Source organism: Bacillus sp. FJAT-45350 (assembly GCF_002335805.1).
Lineage (GTDB): Bacteria > Bacillota > Bacilli > Bacillales > NISU01 > FJAT-45350.
The window spans coordinates 3,194,994-3,209,456 of the sequence record NZ_NISU01000001.1 but is presented as its reverse complement, the minus strand read 5'-3'; the positions used below and the strand labels follow the sequence as shown (position 1 = coordinate 3,209,456).

General features: G+C 34.7%; 20 protein-coding genes and 1 pseudogene. 14 read left to right on the top strand and 7 right to left on the bottom strand.

Annotated features, from left to right (window positions below; translation table 11 throughout):
* The first annotated feature begins 59 nt into the window (after nt 1–59).
* The 7 genes from rplQ (at nt 60) to rpsI (ending at nt 4,899) form a co-directional block, all read left to right on the top strand.
* A complete protein-coding gene (gene rplQ / locus CD003_RS16265; protein ID WP_096202110.1) occupies nt 60–422 on the top strand; it encodes a 50S ribosomal protein L17 in 363 nt (120 codons plus the stop codon).
* A gap of 192 nt (nt 423–614) precedes the next feature.
* Entirely contained in the window at nt 615–1,445 is an 831-nt protein-coding gene (locus CD003_RS16260; RefSeq protein ID WP_306453954.1) for an energy-coupling factor transporter ATPase, read from the top strand.
* Nucleotides 1,421–2,290 (top strand): energy-coupling factor ABC transporter ATP-binding protein, encoded by an 870-nt coding sequence (locus CD003_RS16255; RefSeq protein ID WP_096202107.1) that lies wholly within the window; start codon nt 1,421–1,423, stop codon nt 2,288–2,290. The genes CD003_RS16260 and CD003_RS16255 overlap by 25 nt, the downstream gene beginning before the upstream one ends.
* A 2-nt stretch (nt 2,291–2,292) precedes the next feature.
* Nucleotides 2,293–3,090, top strand: a complete 798-nt coding sequence (locus CD003_RS16250) for an energy-coupling factor transporter transmembrane component T family protein (RefSeq protein ID WP_096202106.1) — start codon at nt 2,293–2,295, stop codon at nt 3,088–3,090.
* 13 nt (nt 3,091–3,103) lie between these two features.
* On the top strand, nt 3,104–3,844 hold the full coding sequence (truA, locus tag CD003_RS16245) for a tRNA pseudouridine(38-40) synthase TruA (RefSeq protein WP_096202105.1): 741 nt from the start codon (nt 3,104–3,106) through the stop codon (nt 3,842–3,844).
* Between the two features lie 204 nt (nt 3,845–4,048).
* The gene (rplM, locus tag CD003_RS16240; protein WP_096202103.1) at nt 4,049–4,486 is read left to right on the top strand and encodes a 50S ribosomal protein L13; all 438 of its coding nucleotides are present in this window, start codon (nt 4,049–4,051) and stop codon (nt 4,484–4,486) included.
* Between the two features lie 20 nt (nt 4,487–4,506).
* Nucleotides 4,507–4,899 carry a 30S ribosomal protein S9 gene (rpsI, locus tag CD003_RS16235; protein ID WP_096202102.1) on the top strand — a complete coding sequence of 131 codons (393 nt, stop codon included), beginning with the start codon at nt 4,507–4,509 and terminating at the stop codon, nt 4,897–4,899.
* 117 nt (nt 4,900–5,016) lie between these two features.
* Here the strand turns inward: rpsI and CD003_RS16230 are convergent, their stop codons facing one another.
* Both CD003_RS16230 and CD003_RS16225 read right to left on the bottom strand, forming a co-directional pair.
* On the bottom strand, nt 5,017–6,168 hold the full coding sequence (locus tag CD003_RS16230; RefSeq protein ID WP_096202101.1) for a tyrosine-type recombinase/integrase: 1,152 nt from the start codon (nt 6,166–6,168) through the stop codon (nt 5,017–5,019).
* A 22-nt stretch (nt 6,169–6,190) separates the two neighbouring features.
* Nucleotides 6,191–6,736, bottom strand: coding sequence for a helix-turn-helix domain-containing protein (locus tag CD003_RS16225; RefSeq protein ID WP_096202100.1), 546 nt, complete (start codon nt 6,734–6,736; stop codon nt 6,191–6,193).
* Nucleotides 6,737–6,869: 133 nt separating this feature from the next.
* Between CD003_RS16225 and CD003_RS16220 the strand changes: the two genes are divergently transcribed.
* From CD003_RS16220 to CD003_RS16205, 4 genes are read left to right on the top strand one after another with little or no spacing between them, the layout of a single operon-like run.
* Complete coding sequence (locus CD003_RS16220) at nt 6,870–7,139, top strand: helix-turn-helix transcriptional regulator (RefSeq protein ID WP_218838257.1); 270 nt, start codon at nt 6,870–6,872, stop codon at nt 7,137–7,139.
* Nucleotides 7,126–7,401: a helix-turn-helix domain-containing protein gene (locus CD003_RS16215; protein ID WP_096202099.1), complete on the top strand. Its 276-nt coding sequence runs from the start codon at nt 7,126–7,128 to the stop codon at nt 7,399–7,401. Before CD003_RS16220 ends, CD003_RS16215 begins: the two co-directional genes overlap by 14 nt.
* A gap of 31 nt (nt 7,402–7,432) precedes the next feature.
* A complete protein-coding gene (locus CD003_RS16210; protein ID WP_218838256.1) occupies nt 7,433–8,215 on the top strand; it encodes a replication protein in 783 nt (260 codons plus the stop codon).
* A gap of 12 nt (nt 8,216–8,227) precedes the next feature.
* Nucleotides 8,228–8,740 carry a hypothetical protein gene (locus CD003_RS16205; protein WP_096202096.1) on the top strand — a complete coding sequence of 171 codons (513 nt, stop codon included), beginning with the start codon at nt 8,228–8,230 and terminating at the stop codon, nt 8,738–8,740.
* A 57-nt stretch (nt 8,741–8,797) separates the two neighbouring features.
* On the opposite strand, the gene CD003_RS16200 is transcribed toward CD003_RS16205, so the two are convergent.
* The 3 genes from CD003_RS16200 to CD003_RS16190 are packed head-to-tail and all read right to left on the bottom strand — an operon-like array spanning nt 8,798 to nt 12,024.
* Nucleotides 8,798–9,820, bottom strand: coding sequence for a site-specific integrase (locus tag CD003_RS16200; RefSeq protein ID WP_096202094.1), 1,023 nt, complete (start codon nt 9,818–9,820; stop codon nt 8,798–8,800).
* Nucleotides 9,807–10,790 carry a tyrosine-type recombinase/integrase gene (locus tag CD003_RS16195; protein WP_096202093.1) on the bottom strand — a complete coding sequence of 328 codons (984 nt, stop codon included), beginning with the start codon at nt 10,788–10,790 and terminating at the stop codon, nt 9,807–9,809. The genes CD003_RS16200 and CD003_RS16195 overlap by 14 nt, the downstream gene beginning before the upstream one ends.
* The gene (locus tag CD003_RS16190; RefSeq protein WP_096202091.1) at nt 10,783–12,024 is read right to left on the bottom strand and encodes a site-specific integrase; all 1,242 of its coding nucleotides are present in this window, start codon (nt 12,022–12,024) and stop codon (nt 10,783–10,785) included. The genes CD003_RS16195 and CD003_RS16190 overlap by 8 nt, the downstream gene beginning before the upstream one ends.
* A 159-nt stretch (nt 12,025–12,183) precedes the next feature.
* Here CD003_RS16190 and CD003_RS16185 point away from each other — a divergent pair.
* From CD003_RS16185 to CD003_RS16175, 3 genes and pseudogenes are all read left to right on the top strand, one after another.
* Nucleotides 12,184–12,579: pseudogene (locus CD003_RS16185) on the top strand (ATP-binding protein); the annotation flags it as partial.
* A gap of 130 nt (nt 12,580–12,709) precedes the next feature.
* Nucleotides 12,710–12,937, top strand: a complete 228-nt coding sequence (locus tag CD003_RS16180) for a hypothetical protein (protein ID WP_096202088.1) — start codon at nt 12,710–12,712, stop codon at nt 12,935–12,937.
* Entirely contained in the window at nt 12,934–13,488 is a 555-nt protein-coding gene (locus CD003_RS16175; protein WP_096202087.1) for a hypothetical protein, read from the top strand. The genes CD003_RS16180 and CD003_RS16175 overlap by 4 nt, the downstream gene beginning before the upstream one ends.
* 105 nt (nt 13,489–13,593) lie before the next feature.
* Here CD003_RS16175 and CD003_RS16170 read toward each other — a convergent pair whose 3' ends face one another.
* Both CD003_RS16170 and CD003_RS21975 read right to left on the bottom strand, forming a co-directional pair.
* On the bottom strand, nt 13,594–14,028 hold the full coding sequence (locus CD003_RS16170; protein WP_096202085.1) for a GNAT family N-acetyltransferase: 435 nt from the start codon (nt 14,026–14,028) through the stop codon (nt 13,594–13,596).
* Between the two features lie 114 nt (nt 14,029–14,142).
* Nucleotides 14,143–14,283, bottom strand: a complete 141-nt coding sequence (locus CD003_RS21975) for a hypothetical protein (protein ID WP_179295574.1) — start codon at nt 14,281–14,283, stop codon at nt 14,143–14,145.
* Between the last annotated feature and the right edge of the window lie 180 nt (nt 14,284–14,463).

Here is a 14,463-nt window from a genome sequence, read left to right as displayed (position 1 = left end):
GATTGATTGCTTTTTGGGCATACCATTAGCATCAAGATTTACAAAGGAGGGAAACGAATATGGCATACGCAAAATTAGGTCGTGATAGTGCTGGACGTAAAGCATTATTCCGTGATTTAGCTACTGATTTAATTATTAACGAAAGAATCGAGACGACTGAATCAAAAGCAAAAGAGCTTCGTTCTATCGTTGAAAAAATGATTACTCTTGGTAAGCGTGGAGACCTTCATGCTCGTCGTCAAGCTGCTGCATTCATTCGTCGTGAAGTAGCAAACGAAGAGACTGGTGAAGATGCGATTCAAAAGCTTTTCTCAGATATCGCTCCTCGTTACGAAGATCGCCAAGGTGGATACACTCGTATTCTTAAAGTTGGTCCTCGTCGTGGTGACGGTGCTCCAATGGCTATTATCGAGCTTGTGTAATAAGCAGACAGAATATAGAGTCAATAAACACAAAGACGACAAAGGGCATGAGGGTTTGAGCGAGAGCTCTGACTCTGAGGCCCTTTTTGTTTATTCTTTTTTGAATGGCTCTATTAGGGATATTGTTTCAATATATGTAATGAAATCATTTGCTAGTAATTAAAAAGGCAGGTGTACTAGATGTGCCCTCTTGTGTCAATTAAGAACCTTTCATATTCATATAATGCTGATGCAGAACAAATGGCATTAAGAAACGTAGATCTATCTATTCATGGTGGAGAGTGGGTAGCAATTATAGGTCATAATGGTTCTGGTAAATCAACACTATCTCGTTTTCTAAATGCGTTATTTATTCCAACTGTTGGTGAAGTAATCGTGGAGGGGTTTTCTAGTAAAGACGAGAATTCTATTTGGGAGATTCGCCGTCGAGTAGGGTTAGTGTTCCAAAACCCAGACAATCAATTAGTGGCTACCACGGTTAGGGATGACATTGCTTTTGGTTTAGAGAATAATGGTATTCCTCAAGTTGAAATGGAAGATAGAATCGTTAAAAGTCTAGAAAAAGTACATATGGAGAAATTCATTGATCATGAGCCTCATCGTTTATCAGGGGGGCAAAAACAGCGGATTGCTATTGCTGGTATATTAGCAATTGAACCAAAAATCATGGTATTTGATGAAGCTACCTCTATGCTAGACCCTATAGGTAGAAGAGAAGTAATTGAAACTGTCCGTCAGTTAAATAAAATTGATGGCAAAACAATTATTTCTATTACTCATGACTTGAATGAGGCTAGTTTTGCCGATCGTATTGTTGTGATGAATCAGGGTGAGGTTGTACTCCAAGGTACTCCGAAAGAGGTTTTTTCAAAGGAGGAAGTACTTAAAGGATATAGTCTTGATATCCCTTTTGCTATCCAGATGAGACAGAGGTTACTACAAGCAGGATTGTCATTTGTAGGTGAAGCGATAACTGAAGATGAATTGGTGGATGAACTATGGAAATTAAAATTGAAGAGTTAGAACACCGGTACATGGAGAAAACTCCATTTGAACAATTGGCACTAAAAAAAATTAATTTATCCATTCTGTCTGGTTCTTATACGGCTATTATTGGCCATACAGGTTCTGGGAAGTCAACATTAATACAACATTTAAATGGGCTATTAAAGCCTTCTGCTGGGAAAATATCAATTGGTGAAACTGTTATTGAAGTAGGTAAAAAAAATAAGCAATTGAAGCTGCTTCGTCGAAAGGTAGGTCTCGTTTTTCAATATCCAGAGCACCAGCTTTTTGAAGAAACTGTTGAAAAAGATATTTGTTTTGGTCCTATTAACTTTGGTGTACCTGAAAAAAAGGCAAAAAAAATCACTAGAGAATTATTACCGATAGTAGGGTTAACTGAGGATGTTCTTGAGCGCTCTCCTTTTGATTTAAGTGGAGGTCAAATGCGACGTGTTGCAATAGCCGGTGTATTAGCTATGCAACCTAGTGTGCTAATCTTAGACGAACCAACAGCTGGACTTGATCCGCAAGGTAGAAGAGAAATCATGGAGGTTTTTTACAAGTTACATCAAGAGAAGAAGCTTACAACAATCCTTGTAACTCATCATATGATGGATGCGGCTAGGTACGCGGATCATATTATTGTTATGAACAATGGCTCGGTCCTGATGGAAGGTGACCGTAATTTTATATTTGAACATCCTGAGAAGCTACAGGAAGTAGGGTTAGATGTCCCTGAAACAGTAAACTTCCTACTTAAGATAGAAAAAAAGTTTAATCAACCTATGCCTAGAAACTTGTTTACTGTTGAGGAAGTTGCAGAGTATTTATCACAAATGTTAATTAAAAAGGCGGATAACTAGTTATGTTTGGGAATGTGATTATTGGACAATATGTCCCAGCGAAATCAATCCTACACGAAACAGATGCAAGAGCAAAGTTAGCAGCAATTTTTTTATTAGTAATTATCATATTTTTTGCAAACAATTGGCTGGCCTATTCTGTACTTGTGACGTTTGCATTACTAATTGTTCTATTGTCAAAAGTTCCATTGCGTTTTATTTATAAAGGGATGAAGCCAATCTTTTTATTAGTAATTATCACGTTTTTACTACATTTGTTTCTAAATAAAGACGGAGCTTTGTTATATCAATTCGGAATATTTGCTATATATGAAGGTGGCGTCACACAAGGCGCTTATATCTCCATTCGTCTGCTTGTCTTAGTGATGATAACTTCTTTATTAACTTTGACGACTTCGCCAATTGATTTGACAGATGGTCTAGAATATATTTTATCTCCTTTTAAACGGTTTGGGTTACCTGCTCACGAGCTTGCGTTAATGATGTCAATTGCTCTTAGGTTTATTCCAACGATACTAATGGAGACTGAAAAAATTTTAAAGGCCCAAATGGCAAGAGGGGTCGATTTTACGAGTGGTCCGATAAAAGATAGAATTAAAGCAGTAATCCCTTTACTTATCCCTCTTTTTATTAGTTCATTTAAACGTGCAGAGGATTTAGCATTAGCAATGGAATCGAGAGGGTACCGTGGAGGAGAAGGTAGAACAAAGTATCGTGTTTTAAAATGGACTACAAGAGATACAATGGTAGTAGCGATAACTATCGTTTTCGGTATAGGGCTGTATCTTCTTAGAACGTAAGTGAGGACTTGTAATGGTACGTATAAAATGTGAAGTAACATATGATGGAACTGATTATTGTGGATTTCAGTCCCAGCCAAAGGTTAGAACTGTACAAGGTGTAATTGAAAAAGCATTAGTAACAATTCATAAAGGGCAGTCAGTCCCTATATATGCCTCAGGTAGGACAGATGCATCCGTTCATGCTATTGGACAAGTATTTCACTTTGATACTGAGCTAGACATACCACCTGAACGCTGGCCGAGAGTGTTTGAGTCGTTACTACCTCCCGATGTAACAATTACACAGGCCGAAGCTGTCTCTGATGATTTTCATGCACGCTACAGTGCTGTTAAAAAAGAATACCGCTATCGAGTTCTGTTAAAGGAAAAGGATGTATTTCGAAGACATTATAGCTTCCGTGTACCTTATAATGTTAATATTGTAGCATTGAAAGATGCTTCTAAGCACTTAATAGGTACACATGACTTCACATCCTTTTGCTCTACTAAAACAACAAAAGAAAATAAAGTTCGTACAATTTACGAATTAGATATAATTGAAGAACAAGATGAACTTATTTTTCGTATTGTCGGTAGTGGCTTTTTGCACAATATGGTCCGTATAATTGTAGGGACTCTATTAGAAGTTGGCTATGAAAGAAAAAAACCTGACGATATTTTGAAAATCATTGAGGTGAAAAATCGAAAGGCCGCGGGGAAAACCGCACCAGGACATGGACTTTTTCTATGGAAAGTGAGCTACGAGGACTAAAAGATACCCATTTCGAAAAAAATATCATAAACAACGAATCCTAGTGTAGCAAATTTATTGACATCACGAGTTATCTGTTGTATGATGATAAACGGTATTTCTAAAACCCACTAGCCCCGGGTTGCGGAAGTTGTTACTAAAGACAATGGTTGTTAAAATAATTTAAAACGAAACGAAAGTGAACGTATTTTAGGAGGGAAATTCATGCGTACGACATATATGGCAAAGCCAAATGAAGTTGAACGTAAGTGGTATGTAGTAGACGCTGAAGGTCAAACTTTAGGTCGCTTAGCAAGTGAAGTTGCTTCTATCCTTCGTGGTAAAAATAAACCAACATTTACTCCACATGTGGATACAGGAGACAACGTAATCATTATCAACGCTTCAAAAATTCATTTAACTGGTAAAAAGTTAACTGATAAAATTTACTACCGTCACACAAATCACCCTGGTGGTTTAAAGAAAACAACTGCTGGCGATATGCTTGCTAACAAGCCTGAAAGAATGCTTGAGCTTGCAATCAAAGGGATGCTTCCAAAGAACACTCTTGGACGTAAGCAAGGTATGAAATTACATGTTTTCGCAGGTAGCGAACATAATCATCAAGCACAACAACCAGTAGCTTACGAGCTTCGTGGTTAATTAATAAGGAGGGTATCATTTTGGCACAAGTAGAATACTATGGTACTGGTCGTCGTAAGAATTCAGTAGCACGTGTACGTTTAGTACCAGGCGATGGTCAAATCGTAATTAACGGACGCGAATTAGATGAATACTTTGGTTTAGAAACATTAAAATTAATCGTAAAACAACCACTTGTTGAAACAGATACTGTAGGTCAATACAATGTCTTAGTAAACGTTAATGGTGGAGGATACACTGGACAAGCGGGAGCTATCCGTCATGGAGTTTCTCGTGCGTTATTACAAGTAGATCCTGAGTACCGCGCTTCTCTTAAGAGTGCTGGTTTCTTAACTCGTGATGCTCGTATGAAAGAGCGTAAAAAATACGGTCTTAAAGCAGCACGTCGTGCACCTCAGTTCTCAAAACGTTAATATATCTACGTTTCAAGGCTCTCAAACCTTTTGGTTTGGGGGTCTTTTTTTTGAGGTAAAAGTAGTTTTGACCACATTTTGACCACGGAAATATTTTTTGACCACTCGTGACCACAATTATAGCTCAAGGTACTTTTGAAATTTATCTGCGGTTTGCTCTTTAACGTGGTCGGTTACGTGAGTGTAAATATTCATCGTCATTTGAATATCTGAATGACCAAGACGCTCTTGCACTTCTTTAATATTAGCTCCAGCTTCGAATAAGAGGGAAGCATGAGTGTGACGTAACCCATGAATAGTAATACGGTGAAGATTGTGCTTTTTAATTAATATATCAAGCTTTTCATTAGGATAAGCTAATCGCATTGGAGAGCCATCGTCACGTGTGAAAACCATATTGTTATCATTAAACGTATTCATTGTAGCTAAATTCGTTTCTATTTGAGTTGTACGCCACTTTTTTAGAAGAGGGAGGGATTTACCATCTAGGCTAATTAAACGTTTAGAAACTTTAGTTTTGGGCGTTTGAATGAGAAATTTGCCGTCAACATGGGTTAGTGTTTTAGAAAAACGAATTGTTTCGGTTTTAAAGTCAATATCATTCCATGAAAGTGCTAGCAGTTCTCCTTTACGAGCGCCTGTATAAATTAAAAGGTGAAACAGTACATAATCGCGTAAAGTGAGTTCATTTTTACATATTTTTAAAAATTGTTTTATCTCATCCTTCCTCCAGTAAGTACGTTCACTAGCTTCATCTTCTTCACTAAGCATCTCCTTTTCGCTTCTGGGGATGCTAACGTGTGCAAGAGGATTTTTATTTATAAGCTCCATCTTTAGAGCGTACTTGAACACTTGGTTAGCTTGTATTTTAATATCGTTGACTGATTTAATTTGTTCGGCTATTTCATTAATCATCTTCTGGCAGTATAAGTTGGTTATCTCTTTTATTTTTAACTTTCCAAAGCGGGGAAGGATATGTTTATTAAATTTTGACACTATTGCTTTCCTTGTACTAGGTTTAATGGTTTGACAATGAACTTCAAACCATTGCTTAAAAACATCTTCATAAGTAAGGTTATTATTGTTAATTAACGTACCATTGGTTATTTCTTGTTCAAGTTTCTTTGCTGCTGCTTGAGCTTCTTTTTTTGTTTTAAATCCTCTACGTGTGGTTGTTTGTCTCTTCCCAGTTTCGGGATTAATACCTGTATCGATTTTAAAAAGCCATAGCTGACCTTGTTTAGTTGGGTATTTTTGAAATGATGCCATGATTTCCTCCTCTATAATTTATTTATATTTTTTTATTAGCGTAAATTTCACATAAAGCATTTAAGTTCTTATCTAATGTGGGTTTGTGGTCTAGATATAGTTTTATACATTCATAAGGTGTTGAAGGATCTTGTCCGTAGTTATATTTAAATCCCATTTTCATACTAAAAATAAAATTCACAACTTGGAATAAATGCTCAAAGGTTTTAGTAGTTTCTCTCACATCTTGTGCTTCTAAATCATCCCCAATGATGATAGTCATCTGGTTAATAATATCTTCTGCTTTTTGCCTAATATCAGGAGTAGTTTGCTTTAATTGATTTTCAAGTAGGTTAAAATCTCTTTCGGAATAATATCGATCCGAAGTTTTTGAGTCTTGTTTACCAGTTAAATAATCAACACTTACCTCGAAAAAGTCAGCCAGTGCTAAAAAGGTTGAAACATTCGGCTCTCGGTCTTCCCGCTCATAATTTCCTAATGTTGTAAAGGGGATTTTTAACTTTTCTGCCAAGTCCCTTAATGTCATATTCCTTTCTTTTCGTAACGTTCTAATTCGTTCTCCATACATAAATTATCAACCTCCAATGTGTAATTACAATTTAATATTACACGTATTGAATACAGAAATCAACTTGATTTACTCATTTCGACATGTTAGTATTTACTTGTATTCATAATGAGTAATAGAGAGGGGTGAAAAAATGCTTTGTATAATAAAAATAAAACAGGAAAAACACATGGAGATTGATGGAAAAAAGGTGGAATTAGCTCGGGTAGCTAGAGGGTGGACAATCACAAAGTTAGCAAATGAGTCAGGGGTAGCAAGGAAAACTATTGGTGAAATCGAAAAAGGTGCAAAAAAAAGAATAAGGTTTTCAACGATAAATCAAATAGCTCAAACACTAAATAAAAAGGTAGAGCAACTTTGTACCCGTATTGAAAAAGGAGGAATAGAAGATGAACAACTTTAAATTAGAGCTACCTGAAGGAACAGTATTAATTAATCGAGCTGACTTAAAAGTAGCTTTAAAAGAGCTATTAGTAGAGGTTGAAACAAGTAAAAAGGGGGAGGAGATAATGACAATACAAGAAGCTGCTGATTATTTAAAGGTAAGTGTTCCTACAGTTAGAAATATGATTGCTAGTCAAGAAATACCTTACTTTCAACGAGGGCAAATAATCCGTTTAAACCGTTTCGATGTTAAGGAATGGTTACGTAATAATCCTAAATAGTGAACTTCTGGTTACTAGAGCAGGTGATGATGTGGCAAATGTTCAACTTGAAAATGGATTTACAAAGCTAGCTAATGAAATATTAGAGGAGCTGGCAAAGATTAAGCTTAGTCCAACACAATACCGCTTATTATTTGTTATCTGGCGATACACATATGGCTTTAACAGAAAAGAACATAATATGACACTGGATTTTCTAAGTGGAGCTACGGGGTGTGATGCTCGGCAAATACAACGCGAGTTAAAAAGGTTGGAAGGTAGAAAGGTTATTTTCCAAAAGATAAAGTCAGGAAGCACTAGAAAAATATCTTTCAATAAAGACCATGATAATTGGATTGGTAAAACTGCCATTGGTGAAAGTGCCAATAATTCTTTTGGTGGAATAGACAACCAAGAAATAAACAAAGAAAAATTTAAAGAAAAAAAAGATTCTACTCCTTACTTAGAGTACAAAAAGCACTTTGGCACACTTCCACCTAAATTGGCTGAACGCTTTGGTTACTGGATAGAAAAAAGTCAATTTAAAGAACCAGAGGCAATTATATGTGAAGCAATTAGAAAAGCAAAAATAAAAAATCCTCAAAATCCGGCACCATATGTTGAAGCCATACTAAAAAAGCTTCACGCTAATAGACTTTTTACCTTGAAAGCAGTAAGAGAATACAATACTACGTTTCAAAATAAAAAACATAGCAATGATAATGATTTTCTCCCTCTTTCTAAAATGTTTGAAAAAAAGAAGAGAGAGGAGATCCAATTAACAGAAGAAGAAATAGAACAGATGAAAAGACTGGAGAATAAACTCCCATTTTAGGAGGTGGTTTCTATGCTAGAAACAAATTTACTTATGTATGAGCTATTCAAAAAAGGCTTAAAGCACTGTGTCGAGGAATTAAAAGACCGAGAAGATTATGACGCAAGGATGGTTGAAAAGGCTTGTAATGATTGCAAGGGTATAGCAACTATCCCAGAGTACCGTATTCACGGCCAAGAACAATGGAAACAGGTTAATCTAGGAGAAATTATTGAATGTAAAGCTTGTGTTGATAAAAAATTATTAAATGAACAATGGCATAAAAAAAATAAAAGATTGCACACTCAATTGGTTAAGCGCTTTGAAGAGGAATATTGGTTTCTGCCAGAGGATTTAAAAAATAAGGGGTTTAAAGAATTTAAGGTTGAGTACGGTAGAAGCGTTTATAATGCAAAGATGGTAGGAATGGATTATGCTGAAAAGTTTGAGTATTCGGTACCTACTAGTAGATATAATATTGTTTTAATAGGACCTACAGGAGCTGGTAATTATCGAAAGTTTTTGTTTATGGAAAGATATTTATAAACAGATATGAAGTTTATAGCTGGTATAATAAATACCTTTCCATAATATTAAAAGTTGTTATCTACAAAAATCCTGCAACCACTTTAATAGATCAGTATCCTCATCCCACACAGGTGTATCTTGTGTTACAACCTCCATATATGCGGCTTCTAATGCTTTTCTTTTTGTTTCCGAATTTGCTCTTAAATATATTTCAGTAGTAGTAACATTTACATGTCCTAATAAATCTCTTATATAAATCAGATTTACTCCTGCCTCTAATAAATGCATAGCTTTTGTATGCCTAACCATATGGGGATGAAACCTTTCAGAAAACACAATTTCCGAATGAGCTTCCTTAGCCTGTTTTAAATACTTTTCTAAAATATATGTTATACCTGGCCTTGTGAATGGCCGTCTGTTGCTATTATAAAATAGAGGATGATCTTGGTTTCCGTTATCGGATAAACGATTTTCTATCATATAATTTTCTAATAAAGCTCGTGTTTTTTCCATAATAGGAACGCTTCTTCTTTTATTACCTTTTCCTGTTAATGTTATAGTTGAAGGTTGAGTAAGTCTAACATCCCTTGTTTTTATATCAATTAATTCCTGTACTCGGGCTCCAGTATCATAAAGAGTAGCCATTATTGTTAAATCACGCCGTCCCCTTTTTTTACTAGTATCTGGTTGTTCCAATATATACTTTAGGCATTCCAGTGAGAGAAATTCAATCGTCTTTTTTTCTCTCTTTTTAAAGGGAATTCCTAGGATTCTCTGGCATTCAAAAATATTCTCGGGATGTTCTGATTGCGTGTAACGGTAAAAACTATGGATTGCGGCCAGTCTTTGGTTACGGGTGTTAATACTGACTTTACGGTGCTTTTCGAGCCAAAGAAGAAAGTCTCTAATATTTTCTTTTTTTATTTTTCCAATTGTTAGATGCTCTGGCTTAATATTTAGTTCTAAATCAAAATACATTAGCACTTGTTTAAAGGTGTCCCGATAAGACTTTATTGTATTTGTGCTAACATTACGCTGGCTAGGAAGATAATCTGAAAGGAACCGTGTTAGTGTTCTGGCAAAATCAGTCTGTTTCATCAAACAATACCTCCGGTATTAAAGTGGAAAAGCTATGTTCTACCGAAGTTAAAATTTTTGGATATAAATCAGCTGTCAGCCTTAAGTAATGTTGTGTACCTCTTAAATCAACATGCCCTAAAAATGCAGAAAGATAGGGAAGGAGATTCGTGATATCTTCTTCATTTAAGACCCAATTTTTTAAGCAATGAACGGCAAAAGAATGCCTTAGATCATGTAATCTTGGGCCCTTTCCACTATGGGATATACCAGCCTTCCACAAAATTCCTCTAAATAATTTATATATTGTGCCCTTGTTATAACGACCACCGTATGGAGATGAGAAGAAAAAAACATTATCAGACTCAAAGGGTTTAATTTTTTCTACATACACACGACAACGTTCTGTCAGGGTTTCCGCCATTGGAACTATTCGTTCTTTTCCAAATTTCGCATCACGAATGAATAAAGTTCCTTGATGTAAGTCAACATCTTTAAGCTTTAAATTTAATGCTTCTGAAATCCGTAAGCCACAACCATATAAAATACGAAACAAAAGAGGGAGAATTAGATGCCTGCTGGGGGATATATCTGATATAGGATATTTATCGCATATGGTAAAAATATTTTTTAACTCTATTTTCGAAAAGATATATGGAACATAAGAATACCTATCTATCGAAATATTGGAAGCTGGAAAAATGTATGCATCCTGGCCAAGACGAGCCATATATGAAGCAAATCCACGTATGATTGAGATTCTCCCATTCCTAGTACTGACTGTTTCATTTGCCCTTTTTTCTGTCCAAAGTAATACAATTTCCTTTGGAAGGTTTATTTCTAACAAATTTGCATTGGCTACCAAAGTATCAAATTGTTTCAATAGAGAAGAGCCTTTGTTGTACTTATAACCGACAGCTCTCCTTTCTCCAATATATCCAGCAATAAGTTCACCAAGAATGCTTTGAAACACAACAGTTCTCTTAGTCATTCTTATACACCTCCTCTGGATCAATGGCGCATTTCCTTAAACTATCTAGCTCTATATGCAAATAGACATTGGTTGATTTAGAGTTAAAGTGTCCCAAAATTTCAGAGATTACTGGCAATGGTGTTCCTTGTTCAAGCAAAGTACTCGCAAGAGTATGACGAAGTGAATGTAGCCCTTGCCTCTTGCCATTAGAAAAAGTAATACCTGCATGTCTAGTATATTTCGTGATAATATTATGAAGGTTAGCATCTTTACCAAAAGCATCATAGGGTGCATTCAACCTTATAAAAACACAGGGAGAATCACTTTTAGGTCGTCCATTTTTTAGATAATCAATCAATGCCCATCCTATATCCTTTAAAATGGGATAGGAGACGTTATTCTTTGTTTTATTTTGTCTTACCTCTATAGTTTTTGATTGCCAATTCAAATCCGATAACTCCAAAGATTTGATATCTCCAACTCTTATACCCAGCTTGGCAACTAGAAGTAGGATTGCATAATCTCTCTTTCCAGTCGGGTTACCTCTGTCAATACTGTTTAACATACGTATAACATCTTCTTTATTCCAGACAGAAGGTACAGGTGGATAATAATATTTATTCTGTTTTGGAACTTTTAAAGAAAGGTCCTCATCCGTATATTGATTAAAATAGAGAAATCTCAAATATACCCTAAGCGTTGTTAAAATGGCTGCAATACTTTTTTCATGATACTTGTAAATTGTCTTTACATAATCAGATATTATCTCTGGTGTAATATCGTTTGAATTCTGGACTTTCCTAGAATCAAGGTAATCTATAAAAAAGAATAATCGTTGAATTCGTGTTCGTAGCCCTCTTTTGGAGTATTCGTTATTTTCACATTCCTTTTCATAGGAAGAAAGCTCATTTTCAAACTGTGGTGGCTTAAGATACCCTGGTTTTTTCACAATCCTTCGAATGATTACACCATGGAGTTGATAGTCACCCAAAACCCTAATTCTTCTGATGGGTTCTCTGAACCCTCTAGGCATAGTCTCCTTATAGTAATCGATTGTACAGTTATACTTTTCCTTTAAAAAATCTCTTCCAAATGCTTCAGAAAAATATATCTCATCTTTTTCTTTGGCAAATACAATAACTCTCTTGTAAAAGGCACGATATCCACAAATAGTGTTATATGAATAATTTAGCCTTTCTAATTCAGATAAAACTTTTGAAACTAATTCTTCAATGGGTATTCGATTTTGCATTTAGCACCTCCTAGATTTAATAAATCTATTCTGAGGTGTTATGGAAAGAAATAAACGTATATTTCAATTTAAATAGGGCATATACTCTTATTTCTTACCATAAACAAAAACTTTCGATAATTGCCTTTATAGAAAGCTTTCCATAAAGGCAAAACACATTTAGCAGCAGCTATTGCAATAACGGTTAGAGAAAGAGGCTTTATTGTTGGACAATTAACAACAGGAATGCTTCTTTCAAAAATAAAAGCAACATATTCAAAAGGCTCTAGTAAAACGGAGGAAGATATATTTAATGACCTTAGAAAGTTCGATTTATTGGTATTAGATGATTTAGGGTCTGAAGCAAAGAGTAAAGATGAATTTGATTGGAGTAAGAATAAGCTGTTTGAGATCGTTAACTGTAGGATTGGTAAGCCAACGATCTACACCAGCAACTTCAACGAAAAACACTTACCGACTGCCATCGGAGAACGAGTGTATAGTCGTTTACAATATAATACTAAATTTATAGAAATTGTTACAGATGACTTTAGAAAAAACTACAGGATTAAATAGTGTAGCTCTGAAATGACTTTGTTTTAAAAATACAGAAAATCAATGATTTGAACGTTATTGAATAACTTTTTGTATTAAAAAAACATCCATATTTACTACCATTATAGCATTTATAAGGTGGTGTAAAAAAGTGGCTAAAACAAGTGTCAGATTAAAAAAACCACAGGATGTTAGACGGTTATTGCAACGTGTTATAAATGAGCTCTTAAATGATGAGCCATATATGACTACAGAAAAAGCAAGAGTAATTGCAACGCTTTCTAATTCAGTACTTAAAAGTATGGAGATGTCTGACCTACAAGAAGAAATGGAAAAATTAAAAGAAGTAGTAGAACGAATGGAAGGTGAAAAAATATGAGTGTTAAATCATATATGAACTCCATAAAAAAAATGAACGAGCGAACCTACCCCAATCTAAAGCCAGATGAACGGTTCAAGTTATTTATCAAATCATTTGCAGAAGAAGACGAACAGCAAATCGAACGTCTAGTGGAAACATGTCCACGATATGATTATAGAATAACTGATCCTGTATTTACAAAACGTATTGAGTTCTCAAAGGAGATTGTAACGGCATTTTTATTACAATTTTTGGAATATGAAAAAATAATATCTATCCAACTTTTATTAGAACAGTTAAATGAAAAACCGGAATTGGATGATGGAAAGATTTATTCCAAAGTATTAGGCTTTATTGAAGCTTTTGAAGAATTTTCAAAGGAACATCTAGGTATTGATTCTCAGGAGTTAATTAATGCTTGGTATACGAAGGACAATTATACAGAGAGAGTAAAACGTATCAAGCAATTAGCTACAGTATTTGGGAATTGTTCTGATAATTATACAAAGGAAAATTGGTATAACAGAGTTTATGTAAACGCTTGGAATAAGCAAATAATTGAAGGGTGAAAGTAGGAAAGATTTTAATTGGAGAGTGTTTGAAAATATTTACGTGTACGTTTACGTGTACGTTTTCAGTTTAGGCGATCCGTAAAACGGGTCGCTTTAATAATGTTATAGCTCTAATTGGTAGCTACCACCATCTCTATTAATTTTGTTAATAAAATCAAATTCAGGTCGAAGTTTTATTTGCGTAAAACCATGTTTTCTTGCAAAATTTATACTACTTTGGCTATAGATACTCTCAAACACTAACCTTTTAAAACATCTTTTTTTTGTATATTCGGTTATCCATTTTAAAATCTGACTGCCTATGCCCTTCCTTGATGGTTCTAGCTCTAAAACTGACATAATAAAAGTATCTTCAGGGTATGCAACAGTTTTAAAAAGTAAAAAAATTCGCTTAGAAGATCCGCGTATTTCAATTTTACCCAGATATTCATCTAGTGTTATTTCGTCCTCACATAAGTTAGTAAGTAATTCTTTTAAATCATGGAAATCTTCAACAGGAATGGGCAATCGTCGCCTTTCAAAATTTCCATTTTCCATAATTCTAACCTCCTCATAAAATATCAGATGGTTCATATAAAATGATGCATCCATCAATAGATGTTTAATTGGTTCCAAAATTAATCAAATATCTTGTGCAGGCTAATATAACATTTACCTTTTTGCTAAACCTTTAAATGTTGCCTCATATTCAGCTATTAAATATTCCAGTGCCTCAAAAAATTCCTCGTCATTAATGTTAAATTGATTCCCTAAATCACGTATCTGTGTCCCAATATCCTGTTCATCTTTCATACCAGACCTACCCCCTTTTTAATAATTATTTTATAGAATTTAAAACCTATATATTAAGTATATAACAAAATTTTAAATAAGTAAGCGATAAGTAATAAAAACGTAAGTTCTAATGAGAAGTTAGAATATGCTATTTAGTATCAAATGTCTTGTATATTTGGATAATCTTGATTTTACTGA

Excerpts from the sequence above, each read along its gene's own strand:
- rplQ (WP_096202110.1), top strand. The coding sequence starts at position 60 with ATGGCATACGCAAAATTAGGTCGTGATAGTGCTGGACGTAAAGCATTA.
- CD003_RS16255 (WP_096202107.1), top strand. The coding sequence starts at position 1,421 with ATGGAAATTAAAATTGAAGAGTTAGAACACCGGTACATGGAGAAAACT.
- CD003_RS16250 (WP_096202106.1), top strand. The coding sequence starts at position 2,293 with ATGTTTGGGAATGTGATTATTGGACAATATGTCCCAGCGAAATCAATC.
- truA (WP_096202105.1), top strand. The coding sequence starts at position 3,104 with ATGGTACGTATAAAATGTGAAGTAACATATGATGGAACTGATTATTGT.
- rplM (WP_096202103.1), top strand. The coding sequence starts at position 4,049 with ATGCGTACGACATATATGGCAAAGCCAAATGAAGTTGAACGTAAGTGG.
- CD003_RS16230 (WP_096202101.1), bottom strand. The coding sequence starts at position 6,168 with ATGGCATCATTTCAAAAATACCCAACTAAACAAGGTCAGCTATGGCTT.
- CD003_RS16225 (WP_096202100.1), bottom strand. The coding sequence starts at position 6,736 with ATGTATGGAGAACGAATTAGAACGTTACGAAAAGAAAGGAATATGACA.
- CD003_RS16220 (WP_218838257.1), top strand. The coding sequence starts at position 6,870 with ATGCTTTGTATAATAAAAATAAAACAGGAAAAACACATGGAGATTGAT.
- CD003_RS16215 (WP_096202099.1), top strand. The coding sequence starts at position 7,126 with ATGAACAACTTTAAATTAGAGCTACCTGAAGGAACAGTATTAATTAAT.
- CD003_RS16205 (WP_096202096.1), top strand. The coding sequence starts at position 8,228 with ATGCTAGAAACAAATTTACTTATGTATGAGCTATTCAAAAAAGGCTTA.
- CD003_RS16200 (WP_096202094.1), bottom strand. The coding sequence starts at position 9,820 with ATGAAACAGACTGATTTTGCCAGAACACTAACACGGTTCCTTTCAGAT.
- CD003_RS16195 (WP_096202093.1), bottom strand. The coding sequence starts at position 10,790 with ATGACTAAGAGAACTGTTGTGTTTCAAAGCATTCTTGGTGAACTTATT.
- CD003_RS16190 (WP_096202091.1), bottom strand. The coding sequence starts at position 12,024 with ATGCAAAATCGAATACCCATTGAAGAATTAGTTTCAAAAGTTTTATCT.
- CD003_RS16175 (WP_096202087.1), top strand. The coding sequence starts at position 12,934 with ATGAGTGTTAAATCATATATGAACTCCATAAAAAAAATGAACGAGCGA.
- CD003_RS16170 (WP_096202085.1), bottom strand. The coding sequence starts at position 14,028 with ATGGAAAATGGAAATTTTGAAAGGCGACGATTGCCCATTCCTGTTGAA.
- CD003_RS21975 (WP_179295574.1), bottom strand. The coding sequence starts at position 14,283 with ATGAAAGATGAACAGGATATTGGGACACAGATACGTGATTTAGGGAAT.